19 protein-coding genes are annotated in these 25154 nt (G+C 40.0%); 11 read left to right on the top strand and 8 right to left on the bottom strand.

Annotated elements, in window-relative coordinates:
- Nucleotides 1-10 precede the first annotated feature (10 nt).
- Nucleotides 11-2614 (bottom strand): penicillin-binding protein PBP1a, encoded by a 2604-nt coding sequence (gene ponA / locus ACK2M2_RS00635; RefSeq protein WP_419345802.1) that lies wholly within the window; start codon nucleotides 2612-2614, stop codon nucleotides 11-13.
- A 164-nt stretch (nucleotides 2615-2778) separates the two neighbouring features.
- Here ponA and ACK2M2_RS00640 point away from each other — a divergent pair, with 164 nt between their 5' ends.
- The 11 genes from ACK2M2_RS00640 to ACK2M2_RS00690 all read left to right on the top strand — a co-directional run bounded on the left by ACK2M2_RS00640 (nucleotide 2779) and on the right by ACK2M2_RS00690 (nucleotide 18125).
- The gene (locus tag ACK2M2_RS00640) at nucleotides 2779-3837 is read left to right on the top strand and encodes a pilus assembly protein PilM (RefSeq protein ID WP_409509883.1); all 1059 of its coding nucleotides are present in this window, start codon (nucleotides 2779-2781) and stop codon (nucleotides 3835-3837) included.
- Nucleotides 3837-4487, top strand: a complete 651-nt coding sequence (locus tag ACK2M2_RS00645) for a PilN domain-containing protein (RefSeq protein WP_409509884.1) — start codon at nucleotides 3837-3839, stop codon at nucleotides 4485-4487. The genes ACK2M2_RS00640 and ACK2M2_RS00645 overlap by 1 nt, the downstream gene beginning before the upstream one ends.
- Nucleotides 4484-5206 (top strand): type 4a pilus biogenesis protein PilO, encoded by a 723-nt coding sequence (locus ACK2M2_RS00650; protein ID WP_409509885.1) that lies wholly within the window; start codon nucleotides 4484-4486, stop codon nucleotides 5204-5206. Before ACK2M2_RS00645 ends, ACK2M2_RS00650 begins: the two co-directional genes overlap by 4 nt.
- Nucleotides 5206-5733, top strand: a complete 528-nt coding sequence (locus ACK2M2_RS00655) for a pilus assembly protein PilP (RefSeq protein ID WP_419345803.1) — start codon at nucleotides 5206-5208, stop codon at nucleotides 5731-5733. The genes ACK2M2_RS00650 and ACK2M2_RS00655 overlap by 1 nt, the downstream gene beginning before the upstream one ends.
- Before the next feature lie 20 nt (nucleotides 5734-5753).
- The gene (pilQ, locus tag ACK2M2_RS00660; RefSeq protein ID WP_419345804.1) at nucleotides 5754-7937 is read left to right on the top strand and encodes a type IV pilus secretin PilQ; all 2184 of its coding nucleotides are present in this window, start codon (nucleotides 5754-5756) and stop codon (nucleotides 7935-7937) included.
- A gap of 36 nt (nucleotides 7938-7973) precedes the next feature.
- Nucleotides 7974-8525 carry a shikimate kinase AroK gene (gene aroK, locus ACK2M2_RS00665; RefSeq protein WP_409509888.1) on the top strand — a complete coding sequence of 184 codons (552 nt, stop codon included), beginning with the start codon at nucleotides 7974-7976 and terminating at the stop codon, nucleotides 8523-8525.
- 11 nt (nucleotides 8526-8536) lie between these two features.
- Nucleotides 8537-9616: a 3-dehydroquinate synthase gene (aroB, locus tag ACK2M2_RS00670; RefSeq protein ID WP_419345805.1), complete on the top strand. Its 1080-nt coding sequence runs from the start codon at nucleotides 8537-8539 to the stop codon at nucleotides 9614-9616.
- A gap of 18 nt (nucleotides 9617-9634) precedes the next feature.
- The gene (locus ACK2M2_RS00675; RefSeq protein WP_419345806.1) at nucleotides 9635-10513 is read left to right on the top strand and encodes a hypothetical protein; all 879 of its coding nucleotides are present in this window, start codon (nucleotides 9635-9637) and stop codon (nucleotides 10511-10513) included.
- Nucleotides 10514-10940: 427 nt separating this feature from the next.
- Nucleotides 10941-15416 (top strand): glutamate synthase large subunit, encoded by a 4476-nt coding sequence (gltB, locus tag ACK2M2_RS00680; RefSeq protein WP_419345807.1) that lies wholly within the window; start codon nucleotides 10941-10943, stop codon nucleotides 15414-15416.
- 91 nt (nucleotides 15417-15507) lie between these two features.
- The gene (locus ACK2M2_RS00685; protein WP_409509892.1) at nucleotides 15508-16929 is read left to right on the top strand and encodes an FAD-dependent oxidoreductase; all 1422 of its coding nucleotides are present in this window, start codon (nucleotides 15508-15510) and stop codon (nucleotides 16927-16929) included.
- A gap of 302 nt (nucleotides 16930-17231) precedes the next feature.
- Nucleotides 17232-18125: a metal-dependent hydrolase gene (locus ACK2M2_RS00690; protein ID WP_419345808.1), complete on the top strand. Its 894-nt coding sequence runs from the start codon at nucleotides 17232-17234 to the stop codon at nucleotides 18123-18125.
- Between the two features lie 80 nt (nucleotides 18126-18205).
- Here the strand turns inward: ACK2M2_RS00690 and ACK2M2_RS00695 are convergent, their stop codons facing one another.
- From ACK2M2_RS00695 to ACK2M2_RS00725, 7 genes are all read right to left on the bottom strand, one after another.
- The gene (locus ACK2M2_RS00695; RefSeq protein WP_409509894.1) at nucleotides 18206-18820 is read right to left on the bottom strand and encodes a riboflavin synthase subunit alpha; all 615 of its coding nucleotides are present in this window, start codon (nucleotides 18818-18820) and stop codon (nucleotides 18206-18208) included.
- 114 nt (nucleotides 18821-18934) lie between these two features.
- Nucleotides 18935-19318, bottom strand: coding sequence for a Na+/H+ antiporter subunit G (locus tag ACK2M2_RS00700; protein ID WP_409509895.1), 384 nt, complete (start codon nucleotides 19316-19318; stop codon nucleotides 18935-18937).
- A 22-nt stretch (nucleotides 19319-19340) separates the two neighbouring features.
- The gene (locus ACK2M2_RS00705) at nucleotides 19341-19616 is read right to left on the bottom strand and encodes a monovalent cation/H+ antiporter subunit F (RefSeq protein WP_409509896.1); all 276 of its coding nucleotides are present in this window, start codon (nucleotides 19614-19616) and stop codon (nucleotides 19341-19343) included.
- Entirely contained in the window at nucleotides 19613-20140 is a 528-nt protein-coding gene (locus ACK2M2_RS00710) for a Na+/H+ antiporter subunit E (RefSeq protein WP_419345809.1), read from the bottom strand. The genes ACK2M2_RS00705 and ACK2M2_RS00710 overlap by 4 nt, the downstream gene beginning before the upstream one ends.
- Nucleotides 20141-21949 (bottom strand): monovalent cation/H+ antiporter subunit D, encoded by a 1809-nt coding sequence (locus tag ACK2M2_RS00715; RefSeq protein ID WP_419345810.1) that lies wholly within the window; start codon nucleotides 21947-21949, stop codon nucleotides 20141-20143. It abuts the gene before it with no gap.
- Nucleotides 21949-22314 (bottom strand): Na+/H+ antiporter subunit C, encoded by a 366-nt coding sequence (locus ACK2M2_RS00720; RefSeq protein WP_409509899.1) that lies wholly within the window; start codon nucleotides 22312-22314, stop codon nucleotides 21949-21951. Before ACK2M2_RS00720 ends, ACK2M2_RS00715 begins: the two co-directional genes overlap by 1 nt.
- Before the next feature lie 2 nt (nucleotides 22315-22316).
- Nucleotides 22317-25154 (bottom strand): monovalent cation/H+ antiporter subunit A, encoded by a 2838-nt coding sequence (locus ACK2M2_RS00725; RefSeq protein WP_419345886.1) that lies wholly within the window; start codon nucleotides 25152-25154, stop codon nucleotides 22317-22319.

Raw genomic sequence — 25154 nt, forward strand, 5'->3', positions numbered from 1 at the left:
TGGAAGATGGTCACTGCACATTATTAATTAAATTTTCCATAGAATCGCTTTCTCGTTTTGCTGAAGTCGAACCTTGATTCATTGCAGGTGGCGCTGAGTTTTTAGGTTTAAGCGCTTGTTCTGATGAACGAGGCGCAGATGGAGCATCGGCATTGCCACTTTCTCCAGGTAAATCATCAAAGTCACTCGCACGATTACGTGTTGGTGCTACAGGTGCAGGACGATAAATAGGGCGAGCCAATGGTGGTGATGCGCGATAATCTTTTTTATCTTCATCATTCAGCATTATATCTTCTTCTGTACTACGTTGTTCGCGACTTAGAGGATCTTTTGCATCTTTGTCGAAACGTACCCAAGCAGAAGGTGTATCTTTAAGCGCTTTGCCCATAAAGTTTGTCCATACAGGTAGAGCAGCAATACCACCATATTCACGACGACCTAGAGTTGATGGTTGATCGAATCCAACCCATGCAATGGTCACGAGTTTGCCATTAAAGCCTGCAAACCAAGCATCTTTAGCATCGTTGGTTGTCCCTGTTTTACCACCAATATCATCACGACCAATTTTCAATGCGGCACGACCAGTACCATGTACGATCACATCACGTAAGATATTTGCCATATCAAATGCAGATTGTGATTTTAGAATACGTTGAGCTTGGCGGTACTTCCCTTGTTCCTCTTTGCTTAGAGGTTTACTTTCAGATGTTGGAGCAGAAGCAGCACTCGCAAATACTTCGTCATCAGGCGAGGTTATTGAATTTTCGGCTTTTTCTACTTGAGGTTGAGTGACTTTTTCATTGATACACGGAATACATGCATAATCAGGTTTCGCTTCGTAAATGACTTTACCATACGCATCTTCGATACGGCTAATAAAGTGAGGTTGAACACGATAACCACCATTTGCAATCGTTGCGTAGCCAGTTGCCATTTGTACTGGAAGTACCTGAGGTGTACCAAGTGCAATCGTAAAGTTGCGAGGAATTTGATCATCTTGTAGGCCAAAATCCATAAGTAGTTGGCGAGCACGTTCTACACCAACGCTTTGTAATAGGCGAACAGACACGGTATTACGAGATAAATACAATGCACGACGTAGTGGAATCATCCCCAAATAGCGACCATCTGAGTTTCTCGGTGACCATTTCCCAATCCGAATCGGACTGTCATTTACCATACTATAAGGAGTCATACCACGTTCAAGTGCTAAAGCATAAATGAATGGTTTAATGGTTGAGCCGGGTTGACGCCAACCTTGTAGCGCACGGTTAAATTTTGAATGATAAAAGTTATAACCACCAACAATTGCTTCAATTGAGCCATCGTTGGGATTAATTGCAATCAATTGTCCTTGGGCTTTTGGAATTTGAACCAATGACCAAGCCGATTTTTCTTCGTTTGGACGCAAGCGGACAATATCTTTTACTTTAACAATTTGTGATGCATTACTTGGTGCTCCACCAACACTGTTGGCATTACGATATGGTCGGGCCCAAGACATACCAGACCAAGGAATAGTGACTTTAGAGCCATCTTGCATCAAAGCATCAAAACTATTGCTATTAACTTTGACAACTTGTGCAGGGTAAGTATTTGCAAATGGAATGAAGTCTTTTAATGGTTTGTCATGTGCCTCTGCACCACGCCAACCGTGACGGCGATCATAGTCTTCTAAACCTTTTTGTACTGATTCTTCGGCATAGGTTTGACGTTGGCTGTTAATGGTTGTGTAAACCTTATAGCCAGAGTCAACCGCTTGTTCGCCAAATTTTTCGACTAACTCTGAGCGAACCATTTCACCGACATAAGGAAATTTATTGGTGATGCCACGGTCAGGCATATTTAAACTAATAGGTTCAGCGACTGCTTTTTGATATTGCTCTTGTTTAAGATAACCGAGTTGCAACATACGTCCCAAAATCCAATTACGACGCTCTAAAGCTCGTTCAGGATTGGCAACAGGATTATATTTTGATGGGGCTTTGGGTAAACCCGCAATCATTGCCATTTGGGCAATGCTGAGCTGATCAAGATTTTTGTCATAATAAATTTTTGCAGCGGCTGCAATGCCATAAGCATTTTTACCTAAGAAAATTTTATTGACATATAAAGATAAAATATCTTCTTTACTTAGGTTTTGTTCTATTTTTCGAGCAAGGAAAACTTCAGTTAACTTACGTTTAAGCGTTCGCTCAGGCGATAAATAATAGTTTTTAGCTACCTGCATGGTGATGGTCGAGCCACCTGTTTGAACATTTGACCCCGTCACACTTTCACTAACAGCACGACCTAGACCTTTAAAGCTGATCCCGCTGTGTTCAAAAAAAGACGAATCTTCAGCCGCCAAAAATGCATATATGAATTCTGGTGGAATTTGTTTGTATTCAACAGGTACCGAAAGTTTGCCACCATACTCTGCAATTAGCTCATTATCGGAGGTATACACCTGTAATGGCTTCAATAAAGGAGCTTTTTTTAATGAGCTCATTTCAGGTAGTGAAGGGGCAATGTAAAGGTACATGCCGTAAAATCCCATTGGAATTGCAACTAATATACTAATAATCAGCAAAAAAAATGGGTGAATATGACCTAATCGAGATAGCTTTTTCATAACAAGTAAGTTTTAATAAGAGCTAATGGCAAACTAATTGACGGTCAGTATAGCTTTTCATTTGGCGGATTGTTAGATGAGATATTGTATCTGTTAAAAAATTAAGACCAGCTGTATTTTAGTTTGTATGTAGTTGGGGATAAAAAAATAATAGGAATTGTATCGTGCTTAGACTATATCGTAAGCCAAATAAGGGGTTAGCAGGGGTGGATATTAGTTCTACTTCTGTAAAGATATTGGAACTGTCTGTTAAAAACGGTCGTTATTGGGTTGAAAGTTATGGATTAAGTCCATTACAGGAAGGGAGTGTCGTTGAAAAAGGCATTCTCAATCCGGAATCTGTTGCAGATGCAATAGAGCGCGCGGTGAATATTGCAAATCCGCAATCACAGAATGTTGCGCTTGCTGTTCCTACATCAATGGTGATTAATAAAGTCATTGAGATGGATGCAGATATGAACGATGAAGAACGTGAAGTTCAGATTCGTATGGATGCAGAGCAGTATATTCCTTTTCCACTTGATGAAGTCAGTCTTGATTTTGAAGTGTTACCCGATCGTCTTGCAAACCCGAATCGGGTCAACGTGTTGCTTGTCGCAACACGCACAGAAAATATAGATACTCGACTCGAAGTGATCGAAATTGCAGGTTTGACACCAAAAATTGCTGATGTTGAAAGCTATGCACTTGAACGTGCATTTGATGTGTTTTCAGATACATTGCCTATTGGTGTAAATATGGTCGGTATTCTCGATATTGGTCATACCATGACGACATTGTCTGTCATGCAAAATGGGAAAATTATCTATACGCGTGAGCAAGTCTTTGGTGGTAAACAACTGACTCAAGATGTGCAGAACCGTTATGGCTTGTCATATGATGAAGCAGGGCGTGCGAAAAAAGATCGTACTTTGCCTGATGACTATGAAACGGAAGTATTGAATCCATTTTTAGAAGCTGTAGTACAACAAGCAGCACGTTCATTACAATTCTTTTTCTCATCATCTCAATTTAACGAGATTGACCACATTTTGCTGGCAGGGGGGAATGCAAATATTCCTGGTTTATCCAAATTATTACAACAAAAACTAGGTTATCGAGTCACTGTTGCAAATCCATTTTTGCAGATGGGGTTCTCACCACAGATCGACCTGAAAAAAATAGAAAATGATGCGCCATCATTAATGGTTGCATGCGGTTTGGCATTGAGGAGTTTTGATTAATGGCAAAGATTAACTTACTCCCTTGGCGTGATGAGCTGAGAGAACAGCGTAAGAAACAATTTATTGCAATGTGCGTTGGGGTGGCAATTTTAGGCTTGGTTGCAGTGATGTTGGCTTGGTTATATTTTGATCATAAACTCAATGATCAGGAACAAGCAAATCAGCTTATTACAAGCACCAATCAAACGCTTGATAGCCAATTAAAAACATTAGATGGTATGCAAGAACGTCGTAATGCCATTATTGAGCGCATGAAACTGATTCAAGGACTTGAAAGTCAGCGACCTGTCACAGTTCATTTAATTGATGAATTGGTACGTGTTGTGCCATCAAGTATGTATATTACAAAGTTCAATCGTACAGGTGATAAGTTTACGATCGAAGGGCGTGCAGAAAGTCCAAATACAGTAGCTGAATTACTTCGTGGTATGGAAGCATCACCATGGTTTAGAAATGCATTTATGAATTCATTCCTAGCAGCAGAAGAAAATAAAAATAAAGACACAAGTTCAATTGTTCCACGAGTTGAAGAAACTTATGGAAGTTTTGTTGTTACTGCTGATCTTGGTGAAGCTGGGACTCAAGCCGATGCAGATCAGGGTGCAAGTGCTGCGGTTGCAACAACAGCGAATGCGGGAGGTGCACAATGAGTCGTGATGAATTAAATGAAGTGTCTCTAGATAAAGATGGACCAAAAAAGAAAAAAATGACAGTTGAAAAATTCTTTCAACAATTTAATACACTTGATATGAATAATTTTGGTAGTTGGCCTTGGTCCGTCAAAATTACCTGTTGGATATTTTTATTCTTTGTTGTTTGCGCATTGGGGTATTTCTTGGCAATCAAATCGAAGTTAGAGTCGATTGATGGTGCGCGTAACCAAGAGCAAACTTTGCTGAATGAGTTTAAGGAAAAAGATTCTAAATTACGTAACTTACAGCAGCTTCAAACGCAGTTACAGCAAATGGAAGCCAATTTTACGCAACAATTGCAACAATTGCCGAAAGAAACTGAAATACCAGGATTAGTTGAAGATATTAACGTTGCTGGCGTGGGTTCAGGGCTTAAATTTAAAAATATTCGTCTTGAAAATGAAGTAAAACAAGAGTTCTTTATTGAACAGCCTATTTCAATTCAAGCAACAGGTGATTACCACTCATTTGGTAATTTTGTCAGCAGTATTGCAGCATTACCACGTATTGTGACTATGCACGACTTTACCGTGACGGCTGCGCCACCATCAGATAAAAAATCAGATATTCCATTGGTTGACTATACGTTGAATGCAAAGACATACCGTTATATTGGTACGGATGATAATGCAGGCTCTAGTCAAGCACCTGCGGTTCAGCCAGGAGGGCAACAATAATGAAAACAATTAAAATTGCCTGCGGTCTTGCGATAGGATTGATTTTATCAGGCTGTGATTCACGTATGGATGCAGTGACTCAAGCAATGGCAGATATTCGTAGCCAAGAGCCTTTACCGATTGAACCAGCACCAGTTTTTGAGCCGATTGCAAGTTTTAACTATAGTGCTCAACAATTGCGCAGTCCGGTTTTACCAAATTCACTTGCCAATGAATTGAAAATCATGTCAGGTAAGCGTGTTTATCCAAACTTCTCACGTCCACCACAACCCCTTGAAAGTTATGCGATTGAATCATTGAATATGAAGGGTAGCATGAAGGGTGTAACAGGTCAGATCATTGCATTGATTCAAACGCCAGATGGTGAAGTTGAACGTGTACAACGTGGTAGCTATATCGGGATGAATCAAGGACGTATTATTGATATTACGCCAACACGTATTGATTTACTTGAAATTGTACCAGATGGCAGGGATGGTTATATCGAAAGACCGCGGAGTCTTGTACTTCTTGGGCCTGCAGATTGAGATTAGATTAAGGAATAAAAATGAAAAATAGTGTAAAAAATTTATTCGTTGGGGATGGCACATTTATGAATAGCAGTCTTCGTCAGTTTTCAATGGCGGCGGTATCAATGGCAATCATGCAAGTTGCATCTGCACAAATCACCATGACTAATGTTGTGCCAATGCAGGTTCCTGGTCAAGGGACGGAAATTCGTGTGATGTTTAATGGCTTGCCACCACAGCCACAAGCCTATGAATTGGAGAATCCATCTCGATTGGTTCTTGACTTTAACGATGCGAAACAAACTTTAAATCAAACGAATGTGCCTGTTGCGACCAATGAAGCAAGCTCTGTTGAAGTCACTTCAGATGAGAAGCGCGCACGGTTAACGGTTAATTTAAATAATAAAAGTGCATTTACAACGCGTGTTGAAGGCAATACCTTTATTTTAAAAGTCAATAATTCAGCTCAAGTCGGTAGCAATACAGCCTTGCCTGAACTTGGACCAAGTGCTGTGTCACAACAACAAGGCATTGCTGATATTGGTTTTCAACGTGGCAAATCTGGTGAGGGGCAGGTGGGTATTAGCTTATTAGGAGCAAATACACCTGTAGATGTCCAGCAACAAGGCAGTAAAGTCGTTGTTCGCTTGTTAGGAAATCGTATTCCTGCACATCTGATTCGCCGTATGAATGTCAATGATTTTGCAACGCCGGTATCTGTAATCGATGCTTATAATGATGGTGCAAATGGTGTCATTACTATTCAATCATCGGGTAGCTATGAGTACATGGCTTATCAGGCGGAAAATAAACTGACTGTGAGCTTAAAACGTCCTGAAGAGAAGAAAAGTCCGCAAAGCTTACAATCTCCAAATAACTATACAGGTAAAAAAATCTCTCTTGATTTCCAAGATATTGAAGTACGTCGAGTTCTACAGTTGCTTGCAGACTTTACGGGAATCAATATGGTTGCTGCAGATACGGTACAGGGCAATATTACTTTACGATTAAAAGATGTTCCTTGGGATCAAGCGCTTGATATTATTCTCAAAACGAAAAATTTAGATAAACGTCGTAATGGTAGCGTGATTTGGATTGCACCTGTTGCAGAATTAATTAAATCTGAGGATGAGGAAGCGAAAGCAATTGCACAAAGCATTAAACTTGCGCCAATTCAAACTGAGTATATTCAGTTGAGTTATGCAAAAGTTGCAGATGTATTGAAATTATTGCAGGATTCTCGTAATGGGAAAAATGCTGGCAATAATAATGGTAATAACAATGCAGACAATCTTGCGCTCGAAAGTTTATTAAGTTCTCGTGGTAGTGTCGTTGCAGATACACGAACCAACACTCTAATTATAAATGACACTTCACAAAATATTGATAAAGTCAGAAAAATGATTGATTTACTTGATGTATCTGTGAAGCAGGTCATGATTGAGGCAAGAATTGTGCGTGCAACGACAGACTTTACCAAGGAAATGGGAGTCAAGTGGGGCATTTTATCTCAAGGTATTACAAAAAATAATGATTTACTTGTTGGTGGTAGCGACACGACACTTTGGGACTTAAAAACACCTGATGATGATGGTAAATATACCATTACACGTCCAGATAATTTAAATGTGGATTTAGGTGTAACAGGTGCGGGTGCAAGTAAAATTGCATTTGGTCTGATTAGTTTGTCAGATTTCATGTTGGATCTTGAGTTATCGGCATTACAAGCCGATGGTTATGGTGAAGTCATTTCGACACCAAAAGTTTTGACTGCAGATAAGCAGAAAGCCAAAGTATCATCAGGTCAACAAATCCCATATCAAACAACCTCGACAGCAGGTGGTGCTGCAACAGCAACAACTGAGTTTAAAGACGCATTGTTGAGTTTAGATGTGACGCCAAGTATTACACCAGATGGTAAGGTGCAGATGGACTTGCTGATTACTAGTGACTCGCCAGCAGGAACAGCGCCGAATGGTGAAATCATTTTAAATAAAAATGAAATTACAACCAATGTACTTGTTGATAATGGTGAAACGGTGGTTTTAGGTGGAATTTTTGAACAGCAAAATTCGAAAACACAAACCAAAGTTCCATTCCTTGGGGATATTCCTTACGTAGGTCGTTTGTTCCGTAAAGATGCAAAAACAGAGAATAAGCGTGAGCTATTAATCTTTGTTACACCAAGAATTGTTAATGACAGTCAAACCAGAAATCATTAATATACTTTCAATGAAAGCAATTCAATAGGTGACTCCTTGCCAAGCAAAGAGTTTAACACCCTACCGAATATTTATTTGGTAGGGCCCATGGGAGCCGGGAAAACTACCGTTGGTCGTCATTTGGCAGATTTACTTGATCGTGATTTTCTAGACAGTGATCATGAAATTGAGCGTAAAACTGGGGCGACCATCCCGTGGATATTTGAAAAAGAGGGTGAACCTGGTTTTAGGTTCAGGGAAACAGCAGTCATTGATGAGCTGACATCGAAAAATAATTTGGTTGTTGCAACGGGTGGTGGTGCTGTAACGCAGCCTGAAAACCGCGAATATCTGCATCAACGCGGAATTGTTATTTATCTTTATACGCCTGTAGAGCTTCAATTACAGCGCACTTATCGTGATAAGAATAGACCATTATTGCAAGTCGAAAATCCTGAGCAAAAACTAAAAGACTTATTACAGCTTAGAGATCCATTTTATCGAGAAGTTGCGCATTATATTATTGAAACTAATCAGGGAGCAGCGCGTGATTTAGCGCAAAGTATTCTCCAACTGATTATTTCCAAAGAATTGACTGATACTCTTTAGTGGCTTACATCATGCAAACGTTATATGTTGAACTTGGCGAACGCCGTTATCCTATTTTTATTGGTAGTCATTTAGACCCACAACAGCTCCTTGGGCCATATATTTTTGGTAAACAAGTGATGATTGTGAGTAATACGACAGTTGAGCCATTATATTTATCACATTATGTATCTGCTATTGAGCAATTAGGTAAAACAGTTAAAACTTGTATTTTACCTGATGGTGAAAAATTCAAAGATATTGAGCATCTTAATTTAATTTTTGATGCTTTGCTTGAAGCGGGTTTTAACCGTGATTGTACCGTATTGGCTTTAGGTGGTGGTGTGATTGGTGATATGTCGGGCTTTGCATCGGCATGTTTTCAGCGTGGCGTATATTTTATTCAGGTGCCAACGACTTTGCTTTCTCAGGTCGATTCCAGTGTTGGTGGGAAAACAGGAATTAATCATCCTTTGGGTAAAAACATGATTGGTGCTTTTCAACAACCTCAAGTGGTTCTTGCTGATATGGCACAGTTAAGCACTTTGCCTGATCGTGAGCTTTCTGCAGGTCTGGCAGAAGTGATTAAATATGCATTATTAGGTGATATTGAATTTCTCGCTTGGCTTGAAGTGCATATGGATGCTTTGGTTGGGCGTGATGCAGATTTACTTGCTGAAGCAGTTTATCGTTCATGTGCTCATAAAGCTCGCATTGTTGCAAATGACGAAAAAGAACAAGGTGAACGTGCTTTACTCAATCTAGGTCATACCTTTGGTCATGCGATTGAATCTTATTTGGGCTATGGCGTATGGTTGCATGGCGAAGCTGTTGCAACTGGTATGGTAATGGCAGCAGATTTGTCACATCGTATGGGCTGGATCAGTCAAGCTGATTTGGAGCGTACAAAAAATATCATTCAACGTGCACATTTACCTGTAGCATGTCCGCAGATTCCGCTAGATGAATTCCTTGCATATATGGCACACGATAAAAAAGTGCTTGATGGTCAATTGCGCTTAGTTTTAATGAAGCAATTGGGGCGGGCAATTATTACGCGTGAGTTTGATGTAGAGCAGATGAAGCAAGCGATTCTTGCAAATCAACACTGAACAAATTAAGGCATTCACATGGCAACAAAGCGTATTCACTGGGAAAGTATTCGGCAATATATTTGGCTGATCAGTGGTTTAGCTTGTCTATTGACTGCCTTTATTTTTTGGGTTGTCACAGATACAGATCAGTTGGTTGAGATGGATCGTCCAATTGAAGATACTCAAGTGCAAATTCAGCCTGAAAAAGTGGCAGCGAGCATTCATTTGGGAAGTTTGCAAGATGAAGTCCGTCCGCTAGAAATGACGACACGTGTGGTTGTATCTGGTGATCATACCGTTGAATTTCGTGGCACGAAATTTATTCAAGACAATAAGAAAAATTTTAGTATTGAATTGTTTAAAGCCAATGAGGAAGATGTGATTTCAGGTTTTATTCGTAAACAGGCAGATAGAAAGAATCTTTTCTATTTTCGTTTAAGTGGTGACAATCAAGCTGAGCAATATGTTGCTAACTACGGTGTATTTAAAACTGAGGCTGAAGCCAATACACAACTACAACAATTACAATTGGGTTTACCTGCATCTGTAAAGCCTAAAGTGATTAAGTTGGGGCAGTATACAGATTTAGTGAATGACTTGGGTTTTGATGAAACACAAGGTGGCAATAAACTATATGAAGTGAAGTTGAAATCTGCACCTATTCCAATTATTGATGAGACACTGATTGTACGACCTAAACCAGTAACGCTACCATCAGGTTCAACAAGTGGCTCATCGACAACAACAGGTGTGCCAACGACAAAAACGACAATTACACGCAAAGATCAAAGTGGTAATGTGATTGGGGTTGAGCAGTCACATTCAGCGGTTGAACAGCCGAAACCCAAGCCAAAAGAACAATTACCTGTAGAGAAAAAAGTAGCTTCACAAGAAATGAGTGATCCATTTAACTAAAAAGTTCTAAAATGGAGCGGTTAATTTTTTTTTAAATATTTATTGCACGTAAATGGTGCATTTTATAGACTTAAAATAGAGCAACACTTAAAGTTATCATTAAAATAAAGTGTATTTTAGGGCTTGGGTGAGTTCTTATAATAATTGGCATATATTTTGCTTTATTGGTGCACTAATTGAGTTAATTGTCCCTGTTTTGGCGCGAAACGATCCAATTAGTGTGCGATTTTAATCCGCTACATCGCTTTAAAAAAGTGCAAAACTATTCGTAAAAGGTTTGTTACAAAAGCATAAGTAGCGGGTTATACAATGACGTTAAAATGACCGATGTCAGCTAAATTGAAATGTTTCATAAAAATCGCAAAGTTATAATTCGTTTGTTTTTGCCCGATAGGGCCCATGTTGAAAAGAAGGGTACGCTATGCACATGCCATCGCCTAATTCTGTAGCTCCCGCTCAAGGTTTATATCAACCTGATGAGTTTAAAGATAACTGTGGTTTCGGTTTAATCGCCCATATGCAGGGTGATGCAAGCCATGACTTAGTCAAGACCGCGATTCATAGTTTAAGTTGTATGACCCACCGTGGTGGTATTGCCGCAGATGGCAAAACTGGTGATGGTTGTGGTTTACTTTTGGCAATGCCAAAGCAATTTTTCCGTGAAGAAGCAAAACGCTTAAGTGACATTACACTGAGTGAAGTATTTGCCGTTGGTAGTGTATTTTTAAGTCTTGACCCTGCAATTGCAGCTTATGCAAAACAAGTATTAACCAAAGAAATTGAAGATGAAGGTTGCCGTGTGATTGCATGGCGTGTGATTCCGACCAATGTCGATATTTTAGGTCGTATAGCTTTACAGTCTATGCCTGCATTTGAACAGATTATTGTTAACTGTCCAATGGGTGTAACTGAAGTTGAGTTTAACCGTAAATTGTTTATGGCACGTCGTCGTGCTGAACAAAAGTTAAGTCAAGATTCATCATTTTATGTCACGACTTTATGTTCAACTGTAATTAGCTATAAGGGTTTGATGTTGCCTGAAGCGATTGCAGACTTCTATACAGATTTAGCTGATCCACGTTTAGAATCACATATTGTGGTATTTCATCAACGTTTCTCGACTAACACATTGCCACGTTGGCCATTGGCTCAGCCGTTTCGTTATTTGGCGCACAATGGTGAAATTAATACGATTACAGCGAACCGTAATTGGGCTGTTGCACGTACACCAAAATTTGAAAATCCATTATTACCAGGTCTTACCGATTTAGATCCAATCGTTAACCGTACAGGTTCGGATTCTTCAAGCATGGATAATATGCTTGAAATCTTAGTCGGTGGCGGTATGGACTTGTTCCGTGCGCTACGCATGTTAATTCCACCTGCTTGGCAGAACGTTGAAACGCTTGATGCAGATTTACGTGCATTCTATGAGTTTAACTCTAAACATATGGAAGCATGGGATGGTCCTGCAGGTTTAGTGATTCAAGATGGTCGTCATGCCATTTGTATGCTTGACCGTAATGGCTTACGTCCTGCACGTTGGGTGATTACCAAAAATGGTTACATCACACTTGCATCGGAAATTGGTGTATGGGGTTATAAGCCTGAAGACGTGATTTCGAAAGGTCGTGTAGGTCCAGGTCAAATTCTCGTGATCGATACCCATACAGGAAAAATGCTCGACACCAAAGATGTCAGCAATCACCTGAAAAAAATGCGCCCATATCGTCAATGGTTACGTGAAAATTCTGTGCGTATCCAAGGTAGCCCTGAGTTAGAAGAATATTTATGTGAACAAGGCTTAAAAGGTGATGACCTTAAGGCCGCACAAAAAATGTTCTTGGTAACTTTTGAAGAGCGTGATCAATTGCTTCGTCCAATCGCTGAAAGCGGTCAGGAGGCTGTTGGTTCAATGGGTGATGATACGCCAATGGCAGTATTGTCTCGCCAAGTACGTCATGTGAGTGATTATTTCCGTCAACAATTTGCCCAAGTGACAAACCCACCAATCGATCCATTGCGTGAATCTATCGTAATGTCATTGGAAACGTGTTTTGGTCGGGAGCAAAATGTTTTTGAACAAGGTCCTGAACATGCGGATCGTTTAATTGTTTCAAGTCCTGTACTTTCAAACTCTAAAATGCACCAAATTCGTACATTGGGTCGTAAAGGTTATGAAATTGCCGATATCGATTTGAACTATGCGGAAACTGAAGGTCTTGAAGCTGCAATTGCACGTATTTGTGAAGAAGCGGCACAAGCGATTCGTGATGGCAAAACATTGTTGGTCATTTCAGATCGTAAAATTCGTCAAGGTTATTTACCTGCAAACTCAGCAATGGTCACAGGTGCAATTCATCATCATTTAATGAAGGTCGGTTTGCGTACCGATGCTAATATTGTCGTTGAGACTGCACTTGCACGTGATGCGCATCAATTTGCAGTGATCTTAGGTTTTGGTGCAACTGCAATTTATCCATATCTTGCGTATGACGTGATCAATGATTTGATTGCTAAAGGTGAGTTGTTGGGTGATCCAATTCATGCACAAGCGAACTTCCGTAAAGGGATTGAAAAAGGCTTATTGAAAGTTCTCTCTAAAATGGGGATTTCAACTGTTGCATCGTATCGTGGCGGTCAGTTGTTTGAAGCTGTCGGTTTGTCTGATGAAGTGGTTGAAAAATGCTTTACAGGCGTACCAAGCCGTATTAAAGGTGCGACATTTACAGACCTTGAAAACGATTTGAAAAAATTGGCGGATTTGGCGTGGAAAGCACGTAAGCCAATTGAGCAAGGTGGTTTGCTGAAATTTGTATTTGACAAGGAATACCACGCATTCAACCCAGATGTGATCAATGCATTACATAAATCTGTGCGTTCAGGTAATTATGCGGACTTTAAAGAATACGCAGAGCTTGTCAATACACGTCCGATTGCTACGATTCGTGATTTATTGAAACTTAAAACTGAAAATTCCATTCCTTTAGAAGCAGTTGAAGCGGTTTCAGAAATTTTGCCACGTTTTGACTCTGCTGGTATGTCATTAGGTGCATTGTCACCTGAAGCACATGAAGCCATTGCCATTGCCATGAACACCATTGGTGGTCGTTCAAACTCTGGTGAGGGTGGTGAAGATCCAGCACGTTACGGCACAATTCGTAACTCGAAAATCAAACAAATTGCATCGGGTCGCTTTGGTGTAACGCCTGCTTACTTAAGATCTGCAGAAGTTTTACAGATTAAAGTGGCACAAGGTGCAAAACCAGGTGAAGGTGGTCAGTTACCGGGTGGTAAAGTGAATGGCTTAATTGCACGTTTACGTTACTCAGTACCAGGTGTGACCTTGATTTCACCTCCACCACACCATGACATTTACTCAATCGAAGATTTATCACAATTGATCTTTGACTTGAAGCAAGTCAATCCTGATGCAATGGTTTCTGTAAAATTAGTTTCAGAGCCAGGCGTAGGTACAATTGCGGCTGGTGTTGCGAAAGCTTATGCCGACTTCATTACCATTTCAGGTTATGACGGTGGTACAGCTGCTTCACCATTGTCTTCAATTCACCATGCAGGTTCACCTTGGGAATTGGGTCTTGCAGAAGCGCACCAAGCGCTTCGTGTGAATGATTTACGTGGCAAAGTTCGTGTACAAACCGATGGTGGTTTAAAAACAGGTTTGGATGTGGTTAAAGCTGCGATTTTGGGTGCCGAAAGCTTCGGTTTCGGTTCGACACCAATGATTGCTTTAGGTTGTAAATACTTGCGTATTTGCCATTTAAATAACTGTGCGACAGGTGTTGCGACTCAACAAGATCATTTACGTCAGGAACACTATATCGGTGAACCTGAAATGCTGATTAATTTCTTCCACTTCATTGCAGAAGAAACACGTGAATGGTTAGCAGCATTGGGTGTTGCATCATTGAAAGACTTGATTGGTCGTACTGATCTGCTTGAAATGTTACCGGGTGAAACTGAAAAACATGCACATCTCGATTTAAGTGCATTGTTAACATCACATCCATCTGCGGAAGGTAAAGCACAATATTGCGAAGTTCAAGGTAATGCACCATTTGATAAAGGTGTATTGGCTGAGAAAATGATTGCAGAGATGCTTCCTGCAATTGACGCTGGTACTGGCGGTGAATATCACTTCACAACCGTAAACTGTGACCGTTCGATTGGCGCACGTATTTCAGGTGAAATTGCCAAACGCTATGGTAACTTGAGCATGGAAGCACATCCTGTAAAAATGAACCTGAAAGGTACAGCAGGACAGTCTTTAGGTGTTTGGAATGCTGGTGGTTTGCATATCAGTCTTGAAGGCGATGCGAATGACTATGTAGGTAAAGGTATGGCGGGTGGTCGTGTGTCGATTTTCCCACCAAAAGGTTCACCATTCCAAACGCAAGAAACAGCAATCATTGGTAATACTTGTCTTTACGGTGCAACAGGCGGTAAATTATTTGCAGCAGGTACGGCAGGCGAGCGTTTCGCAGTACGTAACTCAGGTGCATTTGCGGTGATTGAGGGTGCAGGTGACCATTGTTGTGAATACATGACAGGCGGTATTGTGACTGTACTCGGTAAAGTTGGACATAACTTCGGTGCAGGTATGACGGGTGGTTTTGCTTATGTACTTGACTTAGATAATGACTTCGTAGATTACTATAATCACGAATTGATTGAATTGAACCGTATTTCAACAGAGTCGATGGAGGAACATCAAGAGTTCTTACTTCGTATTTTAGATGAACATATTGCAGAAACAGGTAGTGCTTGGGCGTATAAGATCCGCAATGAGTTTGATTTCTATAGTCGTAAATTCTGGCTCGTGAAACCAAAAGCAGCTAATTTACAAACGCTTTTGAAAACAACTCAAGCCGATCCACAATAATTCCACTACTCATATTTTAGGTAGGTGTGGGTAACTTTGCAGATATACACAGGTATATGAAGTTATCCATATCCAACCCACGGAGAGAGACATGGCTGAACGCCTGAATAATGACTTTCAATTTTTGGATGTAGCACGCCAAGATCCAGAAAAAAAAGATATTGATGTCCGCAAAGCAGAGTTTGTGGAAATTTATAAACCTTTTACAGCAGAAGTGGCAGCAAATCAGACCCACCGTTGTTTAGGTTGTGGTAATCCTTACTGTGAATGGAAATGTCCAGTACATAACTACATTCCAAATTGGTTAAAGTTGATTGCGGAAGGTCGTATTTTCCAAGCAGCGGAACTGTGCCATCAAACTAATACTTTGCCTGAAGTGTGTGGTCGTGTATGTCCACAAGACCGTTTATGTGAAGGTGCTTGTACCCTAAATGATGGTTTTGGCGCCGTTACCATTGGTAATGCTGAAAAATATATTAATGATACAGCCTTTGCTTTAGGTTGGCGTCCAGATATGTCCAATGTGAAATGGACAGACAAAAAAGTGGCGATCATTGGTGCAGGTCCTGCAGGTTTAGGTTGTGCAGATATTCTTGTGCGTAATGGTGTGAAGCCTGTTGTATTTGATAAACGCCCTGAAATCGGTGGCTTGCTGACTTTTGGTATTCCTGAATTCAAAATGGAAAAAGACGTAATGAAACGCCGCCGTGAAATTTTTACAGGTATGGGCGTTGAATTCCGTTTGAATGTTGAAATTGGTACAGATATCACCATTGACCAACTTCTTGCAGATTATGATGCTGTGTTCATGGGTATGGGAACATATACCTACATGAAAGGTGGTTTTGCAGGTGAGGATCTTGATGGCGTAGTAGATGCGCTTGATTTCCTCATTGCGAATGTTAACCGTACGCAAGGTTGGGAAAAAGATCCATCGGAATATATTAGTGTTGAAGGTAAAAAGGTGATCGTTCTTGGCGGTGGTGATACTGCAATGGACTGTAACCGTACTTCAATCCGTCAGGGTGCTGAGTCTGTAACGTGTGCTTATCGCCGTGATGAAGAGAATATGCCTGGTTCACGTCGTGAAGTGAAGAATGCACGTGAAGAAGGCGTTGAATTTCAATTTAATCGTCAACCGATTGAAATTGTCGGTGAAAATGGCAAAGTGACAGGCGTTAAGTTTGTGACAACTCAATTGAGTCAACCTGATATTCGTGGTCGCCGTAGTCCTGAGCCAATTCCTGGATCTGAAGAAATTTTACCTGCAGATTCAGTCTTATTGGCATTTGGTTTCCGTACAAGTCCTGCTGATTGGTTTGCAGATGTAAATATTGGTTTGGATGGTTCAGGGCGCGTACTTGCAGCTGAAAAACAACAGTATAAATTCCAAACATCAAACCCGAAAATTTTTGCGGGTGGTGATATGGTTCGTGGTTCTGACCTTGTTGTCACAGCAATTTGGGAAGGTCGTGAAGCAGCAGAAGGTATTCTAGATTACCTTGATGTATAAGATGGATTGAGCACGTTAAAAATTTAGAGACCCATTTTCAACGCCTACATTTTATGTAGGCGTTTTTTATAGGAATAAATGTAAATGATTGACATAATAAGATGTTAATAATTGTGTTTTATTTTGATATATATAGTTGATTTTTAATGTTAAAAATTAATAACTATATTTTTGGTTTTTATGTCTTATTTGACCTTTCTGCCAGATTGGTATTTTTAGTCAATTGATGGTTTTTTTAGCAATATACAAATTTATGTTTTCTGCCAATATGGATTAATTCAGACAAAAGTAGGATTATTCTTATGTCAACAGTTATAGCGGCGGAAGAAAAAAAAACATATTTAAATCGTCCTAAGGCTATTGGTATTAAAGTCCGTAAACCGAGTTTTAACCCCAAAGCCATTCGTAGACATTTTTTTGCAAACTCACCTGTGATGTCACATTTGTTGACAGCATTATCATCGACTTTCCCTATCGGTGAGCAGTTTTTTGTACATAGCGTACGAAATGTACGTGATAAGATTACTGATGAAAAACTGCAAGCACAAATTGCCGCATTTATTGGTCAAGAGGCGATGCATTCCAAAGCACATGCTGAATTTAATGATGCATGGCGCAGAGATGACTATAACTTAGATCGTTTTCAGGCATGGCTCGGGCGCCGTGATGCACTTATTAAAAGTGTGCCACCAAAGTATCAATTGGCAGTGACAGCCGCTTTTGAACATTTTACGGCACTTCTTGGTGGTTATATTTTACGTCATCCTGAGGTACTGAGTACTTTGGATGATGATGCGATCAAACTTTGGGTTTGGCATGCGATTGAAGAAATTGAGCATCGTGCGGTTGCTTTTGATGTCTATCAAACCCTGTATAAAGATGACAAAGTCCGTCGTTCTGTCATGCGTAATGTGACGACAGGTTTTGCAAGTTTAACTTTTTATTCTGCGACACGTTTATTTATGCAGGATTGGAAGAAGAGCGTACCTAAAGTACCTCAAAATCTTTACGGCATTTATATGCTGTCAAAAATGATGATCTCTTTAATCCCTGAGTACCTATCTTATTATAAAGAAGGTTTTCACCCTGATGAAATTGATTACAGTAAAATTGTGGAATATTGGAAGACAAAACTTGCCGATGAGTATGGCATGGAAAGTTTTCAAGAGGATGTCCATGCCCCAATTTTTAGTTGATATTGTTACTTTTTCAAATAAGAACAAAACCAATCATTAAAATTGGCTTTGTGATTTTATTAAGTTCAGAAATTTTACGGTTAACGTGCATGAATACTCTCTAGAGTATCGACCATTGTTCGAGTCATTTGATCAATTTCATAGTTAAGTTTGTCACCTGCTTTTACAGATTTAAATGTTGTTAAGCGTAAAGTTTCAGGAATTAAATCGACTGAAATTTCATGGCTTTCTCTGTCAACTCGATTTACTGTTAGGCTACATCCTTGTAAGCCAATAAAACCTTTTTTGAAGAAGTATTTAATATTGCCATCTGGAATAATAATATCGAGATGTAAGGTTTCACCGTTATGTACGGCATTTTTGATGGTTGCCATTCCTTCGATATGACCAAATAAGTTATGTCCGCCATTTTCCATACCCGCTTTGATTGAACGCTCAATATTGACGGCATTTCCAATTTGTAAAAATTGTAAGGTTGTTAAAGTATTTGAGATTTGGGCAACATCGAATGATACTTGATTGAGTTTTTGATCAAATCCTGTTGCAGTGAGACATACACCTTCTATTGCAACACTTGCACCAATAAAAACATCACTGAAAAAGTTATTTTTATTTGAAATAAAAAGTGTTGTAAAGTGATTGCCTTGTTGAATGTCATTCACTTTTTCTAAGCCTTGCACAATACCTGTATACATTTTTTTCTCAGAAATTTGCTGATGGATGATTCACTTATACTTTCAGTTGAGAGTGAAGTACAAGCGAATCTCATTATAAAAACAATGATCTTAGATGTCGTTTGGGCTATATTTTTAAAGGTGATCATCTTTAAAATGTTTAATGGTCTTTTGACGTTGCCATGGCAATGCTCGTTCTAGTGTTTCTGGTACATCGCCTGAAGTTGAACGTAAGCGTAAATGAATCGCGGCTTGTGCAATTAAGTTTGCAGATACAGGTGCGGTAATAAAAGCGAGTAGGGTGATGAGTAATTCTGCAAAGCCGAAACGGCTGTTATAAGCCGAATAAATCATTCCTGCAATGAGAAAACTCCCTAATCCCAATGTACTTGCTTTAGTCGGTGCATGTAGACGCATGAATAAATCGGGAAGTTTAACCATACCTATGCCACCAACCAAGGTGAAAAATGAACCTGTAATTAGAAAAAATGAAACGATAATTTCCATAGCAAGTTGCATAAAGTTCTCCATTTATTCCTGATTAGTCAACGACATGACCAGTAGTGAAATAACGTGCTAATGCTGCAGTTGATACAAAACCAAGCATGGCTACCAATAAAGCACCTTCAAACATATTGGTACTTGTCCAATAAATTCCGAGAATAATCACCAAGCAGGTTGCATTTAAAAATAGGGTGTCGAGTGCAAGCAAGCGATCCACGATTGAAGGTCCCATCACAAGTCGAATCAGGCAGAGAAGCATCGAAATCGTAATCATACTGATGCAAATACCAAGTACATAAGGTAGAAATATCATAATTGTTCTTCTCCTTCCTTGACGTTAAAAATTTCAATCAATGGAAGTTCATAGCGTAGTTTAATGGCTTCAATTTCAGCATCAATATCATCACAACTAAGCGCATGAACTAAAATATCGCCACGTTCTTGATCAATACCCGCACTTACTGTTCCTGGCGTGGTCGTAATGATCATTGCAAGAAGTGCATTAACATGCTCATGATCGGTGTCTAAAGGCACACGGAACCATTTTGGGTGTAAGTTTTTTGTTGGACCAAGCACTTGTTTTGCAACACGAATATTGGACAAAATGATGTCCCAAAGTACGACAAAAACTAAATGAATGGCAGGTTTCCAGTGAATATTAGGCGTACGAACAATAAATGGTTGCACGATTTTAGGAATAATTAAGCCGAGCATTATTGCCATAAAAATATCAAAGGCTTCAAAGCTATGTCCAAGCATTAACCAAGATAGACCAACCAGTACCGATACAAATGGATGAGGAATGACGCGATCAATGAAAGAAAGTTTTTGTTTCATTTACTGCTCCATCGGCTTAAGTTGAGGTTGATCATGATCTTTGCGTTGTTCGGCTTGTTGTTGCTGAATCTGCTGCTGTTTATATTCTGAAATATGTTCACCATTCAGCGTATTTTTTGAAATACTGTATGGAATATAGTGAGCATTTGGATCAGCAACTTCACCACCGTCTTTAGTTTCTGGAATATATTTTGGATCAAAAGGTTGAACACTAATGATCTTTTGATGTTCATCAGATTTCAAAATAAGTTGTTGATAGTGGCTCGCTTTCGTAATTTGCTGTGCAGTCTGTTCAGTATATTTTAAAACTGGTGCTGCACAAGCGACATATAAAATTAAGCCACTGAGCAGTAGGTAGATAGTCCAATCATTACGAACGGGTGCTTGATTTGGCAAATTTTGATAATCGGCATAGGCTTGTTCTGCTGGATTATTTTCTGGTGAAGTTGCTCGCCAAAATAAGACAAAGCCAACTCGAGTAAAAGCAAGAATACTGAGTAAACTTACCAAGAGTACTATACCAATAACCCAACCTTGATAAGCAAAATTTGCAGTTGCTTGTAAAATGAGAACTTTACCTAAGAAGCCACTGAATGGCGGAAGTCCTGCCATCATTAAAGCAATAAGGAAGAAGCTTGCAGCAATAATCTTGTCTTGCTTCATTTTAGGAGCAATTTTGAGATGATCTTTGAGTACACCACGTTGTGAGGTAATCCATCCACAGAGCAAATAAAATGATGCTGCAATGATTGTGCTATGTACGAGATAATAGAGACCTGCACTCCATGCGGCTTCATTCATCATTGAGAATGCAACGAGAATCGTTCCAATAGAGGATAAAATCATAAAGCCGACAAAACGACGTAAACGATCGACACCTATTGCTCCAATCACACCATAGAGTGAAGTGATTAAACCAATAATCAACAAGGTATGACTTAAAATACTTTGCCCGAGCTCATCATTAAATACCGTACCATTGACACGTAAGATGGCATAAATACCAACTTTGGTCATAATGGTAAAGAGAGCAGCCACAGGTGTTGCTGCCACCGCATAGGTTTTTGGCAACCAAAAGCCGACAGGAAGCATTGCAGCTTTAATGCCGAATACGACAAAGAGCAATAAGCCACCTGCTGTAGCAAGGCGATGTTGATCATTGGGTAGGGTTGGCAATATACGTCCAACATCTGCCATATTGAGGCTGCCGACACTGCCATAGATCATGCCTAAGCCAATGAGGAATAGTGCAGATGCAAGTAGGTTGATGGTGACGTAGTGAATACCCAATTGAAAGCGTGCTTTGCCTTGCCCATGAAGGAGCAAAACATAAGATGCCATTAATAAAACTTCAAAGAAGACAAAGAGGTTAAATAAATCACCTGTGAGGAATGCACCACACAGTCCCATTAATAAGAAATGGGACATTGCATGGAAATAACGTCCACGTTCATCCCACTCTTTACTTGCAAACCAAAGGATGGGTAGTGCAAGGCTGTAGGTCAGTACAAGCATTAAAGCAGAGAGTTGATCTAGAACTAGAATAATTCCGAAAGGTGCAGTCCATTCACTTAGTTCGTAAATAAAGATTTGCCCTGAGCTTGCTTGTATTAGATAGCTGATTGCTGTTGCAAGTCCCAAAATTGCTGAGATTAAACTGATTCCACGACGCCAAGGTTGTCGCCAATCTTGTGCTAAAGTTCCTGAACCTGGATTGCCAAGTAGAACTAAGGCAAAGGCTGTAAATGCAGGAATGAGAATACTCAAAATAGGGGTATGAGTGTGCCAAAAATCAATCAACATATTCATTAAGGCTCATCCTCACGCGGATCAAAAGTATTCGGCTCCTCTTTAGAGTCAACATGATCTGTACCTGACTCATAACGGCTACGCAGTGCCAATTGAACAATGAATGCAGTAGTTGCAAAGCCAATTACAATTGCAGTTAACACAAGTGCTTGAGGTAAAGGATCTGTCACTTTTTCAGTTTCAACTAAAATTGCAGGTGCATTTTCTTGTAAGCGACCCATCGCAAAAAGAAATAAATTGACTGCATAGCCAATCATCGCAAGTCCTAAAACTACAGGGAAGGTACGAGCACGCAATACAAGATAAACACCTGTTGTCACAAGTAAACCAATTGCGGAAGCGAGTAAAAATTCTAAACTAATCATGATTACTCCTTAAAGACCGGACCGGACATACTTGAGTTGCGTGCATCACTGAGTACAGAAATGAGTAACATGGTTGCACCGACAACCGTGACATAAACACCCAGATCGAAACCTGCGGCAGATGCCAAATGGAATTTTCCAAAAATGTCAGTTTTAACATAAATGTGTGCACTGGTGAGGAATGGACGTGCCCATAACCAAGCGGCAATACCTGTTAAACCTGCAATAAGTAATCCTAGACCGATCCAGACTTCATACAGACGTCCAGATTTAACATTGAGCAATTGTTCGGTTTTGTCTTGCCCTAAAGCAATGTACTGAATCACCAGTGCCATAGAGGTAATGAGCCCTGCAATAAAGCCACCACCTGGATAATTATGTCCACGCATGAAAATATGTAGACTAACGACAAGTGCAATAGGTAGCACCCAAGATGCAGTCATACGAAACATGAGTGGAGATGGGTTGAAGCGGTAGGTTAGACCTTGAGTCATCGTTGTACCATGTGCTCGCATACCATCCATCATGCACAGCGCACCAATGCCTGCGATTCCAAGTACAGTAATTTCGCCAAAGGTATCGAAACCACGGAAATCGACTAAAATGACGTTGACAATGTTTGAACCACCACCTAGAGGAAGTGCTTGTTGTACAAAGAACCACGAAATTGAATCGTGATCACGGGTTAGAATTAGCCATGTAATCCAACCAATCCCTAGACCTGCCACAATTGAAATAATTGCATCACGCCAACGACGGGTACGACTCGATTCATAAGGCGTAAGTTGAGGCAGTAATGATAAACTCATCAATAACAGTACAGTTGTCACGACATCTACAGTGATTTGAGTTAGTGCCAAATCGGGAGCAGAAAGTAGAATAAAGACCATGGTTACAACTAAGCCAATTGCACCACTAATTAAGACCGCTTTAATGCGTTCATGATGGAACCACAGCATCATCCAACATGCAGTAAAGAGTAGTAACCACAAGACAATGGCTGTGAGTGGAGCACTTGAAAGTTCACGTGTACCGAGGGTTAAACCTTGTCCCCATAGTGGTAGTGTCACCATGAAAATACTAAAAACAATAATCAATAAAAGATAGTTCTGTAATGAACCTGTTTCTGTTTTTTGTTTTATTTTTTGAGAAATAAGTAGGAGGTTTTTAAGGAACTTTTCAAAAATCAATTTACCTTGAAATGCACCTAAAGCAGGGTCAAGGTCAATTTCACGAATACGTCCACCTTTAGCCAGTGCAAAATAAAAAAGTAGACCACCAATTAAGGCAATACCACTCATCAATAAGGGGGTATTGAAGCCATGCCAAACTGCAAGGTGTACACCTTCAAATGTTGGTAATTGAGCGCTTGCACGTGTTCCTGCATTGACAATATTTTCAACCAATAAAGCAGGAAGAATACCGACTAAAATACATAAAGTAGCAAGAAAAATGGCAGGTGCACGCATACCAATATGAGGTTCATGTGCCTGTTTATTGGGAACTTCTGTACCGATGTCACCATCGAAGAATACGCCGTGTACTAAGCGAGCTGAGTATGCAACAGAAAATAGTCCTGCTAAAGTTGCCACAATAGCAGCAATAACAACATAACCACCTGATAGGTTTGCCAAAAGTTCAGTAAAGAACATTTCTTTAGACAAGAAACCGTTGGTGAGTGGAACGCCTGCCATTGCAGCAGCAGTGATCATCGTCAATGTTGCGGTAAAAGGAAGTAGTTGCCATAAGCCACTAAGTTTACGTAAATCTCGTGTACCACTTTCATGATCAATAATACCTGCAATCATAAACAGTGCGGCTTTGAACGTTGCATGGTTAATGATGTGAAAAATAGCAGCAGCAACGGCTAAAGGTGAACCAATACCCAATAGGCACATAATCAGACCTAAATGACTGATGGTTGAATATGCCAATAAGCCTTTTAAATCTTCTTTGAAAATAGCAAAAAATGCAGCCATGCATAAAGTGAGCAAACCAATAGTAGTCACTAAATTATGAAATAATGCCGAACCGACAAAAATAGGTAAGAGGCGTGCAACTAAGAAAATACCCGCTTTAACCATGGTTGCTGAATGTAAATAAGCAGACACAGGAGTCGGTGCTGCCATAGCATTAGGTAGCCAAAAATGAAAGGGGAACTGCGCACTTTTTGTGAATGCACCCAATAAGATCAGCAATAAAGCAGGGACGAATAGTGAACTATTTTGAATTTGCTCCGCCATTCCTGTGAGTTGATCAATTTGGTAAGTACCAGTGATTTGCCCAAGTAGAATGAAACCACCGAGCATGGCAAGACCGCCCATCCCTGTGATGGTGAGCGCCATACGAGAGCCACGTTGTGCCGCTTCATAATTGCTCCAATACCCCACCAACAGAAAGGATGAAATACTCGTTAACTCCCAAAAAACCAATAAAATAATTAAGTTATTGGATAATGAGATGCCAAGCATTGCCGCCATAAACAGCATGAGCAATGCATAGAGTTTACTGAGAGAATTTTTTGGACTGAGATAATAATAGGCATAAATATAAATCAGCGTGCCAATACAACTGATGAGTAATGCGAAGATTAGACTGAGTGCATCGAGACGAAAGCTAAAATCGATGCCGAGTTGCGGTAACCATTGCCAACTTTGGACAACAGGTATGCCATTAAAAACTTGTCTAGCTTGTAATAGAAGTAGCAAGAAGCTACTTAGGCTGACAGCAATTGCGCCACATGCAGTTAAGCCACGTGAAAATCGTTGCAACCATAAGACAAGTAGAGTGCCTAGGACTAATGGTAGTAAGATGATAATCGGTAACACACGTGTATCCAG

The sequence above is a fragment of the Acinetobacter sp. TY1 genome (assembly GCF_048551395.1).
GTDB lineage: Bacteria > Pseudomonadota > Gammaproteobacteria > Pseudomonadales > Moraxellaceae > Acinetobacter.

What these genes read in the sequence shown, in the direction of transcription:
- ACK2M2_RS00650 (WP_409509885.1), top strand. Translation starts at nt 4,484, where the DNA reads ATGAGTCGTGATGAATTAAATGAAGTGTCTCTAGATAAAGATGGACCA.
- ACK2M2_RS00715 (WP_419345810.1), bottom strand. Translation starts at nt 21,949, where the DNA reads ATGAATATGTTGATTGATTTTTGGCACACTCATACCCCTATTTTGAGT.
- pilQ (WP_419345804.1), top strand. Translation starts at nt 5,754, where the DNA reads ATGAAAAATAGTGTAAAAAATTTATTCGTTGGGGATGGCACATTTATG.
- ACK2M2_RS00655 (WP_419345803.1), top strand. Translation starts at nt 5,206, where the DNA reads ATGAAAACAATTAAAATTGCCTGCGGTCTTGCGATAGGATTGATTTTA.
- ACK2M2_RS00705 (WP_409509896.1), bottom strand. Translation starts at nt 19,616, where the DNA reads ATGATATTTCTACCTTATGTACTTGGTATTTGCATCAGTATGATTACG.
- ACK2M2_RS00695 (WP_409509894.1), bottom strand. Translation starts at nt 18,820, where the DNA reads ATGTATACAGGTATTGTGCAAGGCTTAGAAAAAGTGAATGACATTCAA.
- ACK2M2_RS00675 (WP_419345806.1), top strand. Translation starts at nt 9,635, where the DNA reads ATGGCAACAAAGCGTATTCACTGGGAAAGTATTCGGCAATATATTTGG.
- ponA (WP_419345802.1), bottom strand. Translation starts at nt 2,614, where the DNA reads ATGAAAAAGCTATCTCGATTAGGTCATATTCACCCATTTTTTTTGCTG.
- ACK2M2_RS00685 (WP_409509892.1), top strand. Translation starts at nt 15,508, where the DNA reads ATGGCTGAACGCCTGAATAATGACTTTCAATTTTTGGATGTAGCACGC.
- ACK2M2_RS00720 (WP_409509899.1), bottom strand. Translation starts at nt 22,314, where the DNA reads ATGATTAGTTTAGAATTTTTACTCGCTTCCGCAATTGGTTTACTTGTG.
- aroB (WP_419345805.1), top strand. Translation starts at nt 8,537, where the DNA reads ATGCAAACGTTATATGTTGAACTTGGCGAACGCCGTTATCCTATTTTT.
- ACK2M2_RS00690 (WP_419345808.1), top strand. Translation starts at nt 17,232, where the DNA reads ATGTCAACAGTTATAGCGGCGGAAGAAAAAAAAACATATTTAAATCGT.
- ACK2M2_RS00645 (WP_409509884.1), top strand. Translation starts at nt 3,837, where the DNA reads ATGGCAAAGATTAACTTACTCCCTTGGCGTGATGAGCTGAGAGAACAG.
- ACK2M2_RS00710 (WP_419345809.1), bottom strand. Translation starts at nt 20,140, where the DNA reads ATGAAACAAAAACTTTCTTTCATTGATCGCGTCATTCCTCATCCATTT.
- gltB (WP_419345807.1), top strand. Translation starts at nt 10,941, where the DNA reads ATGCCATCGCCTAATTCTGTAGCTCCCGCTCAAGGTTTATATCAACCT.
- ACK2M2_RS00700 (WP_409509895.1), bottom strand. Translation starts at nt 19,318, where the DNA reads ATGCAACTTGCTATGGAAATTATCGTTTCATTTTTTCTAATTACAGGT.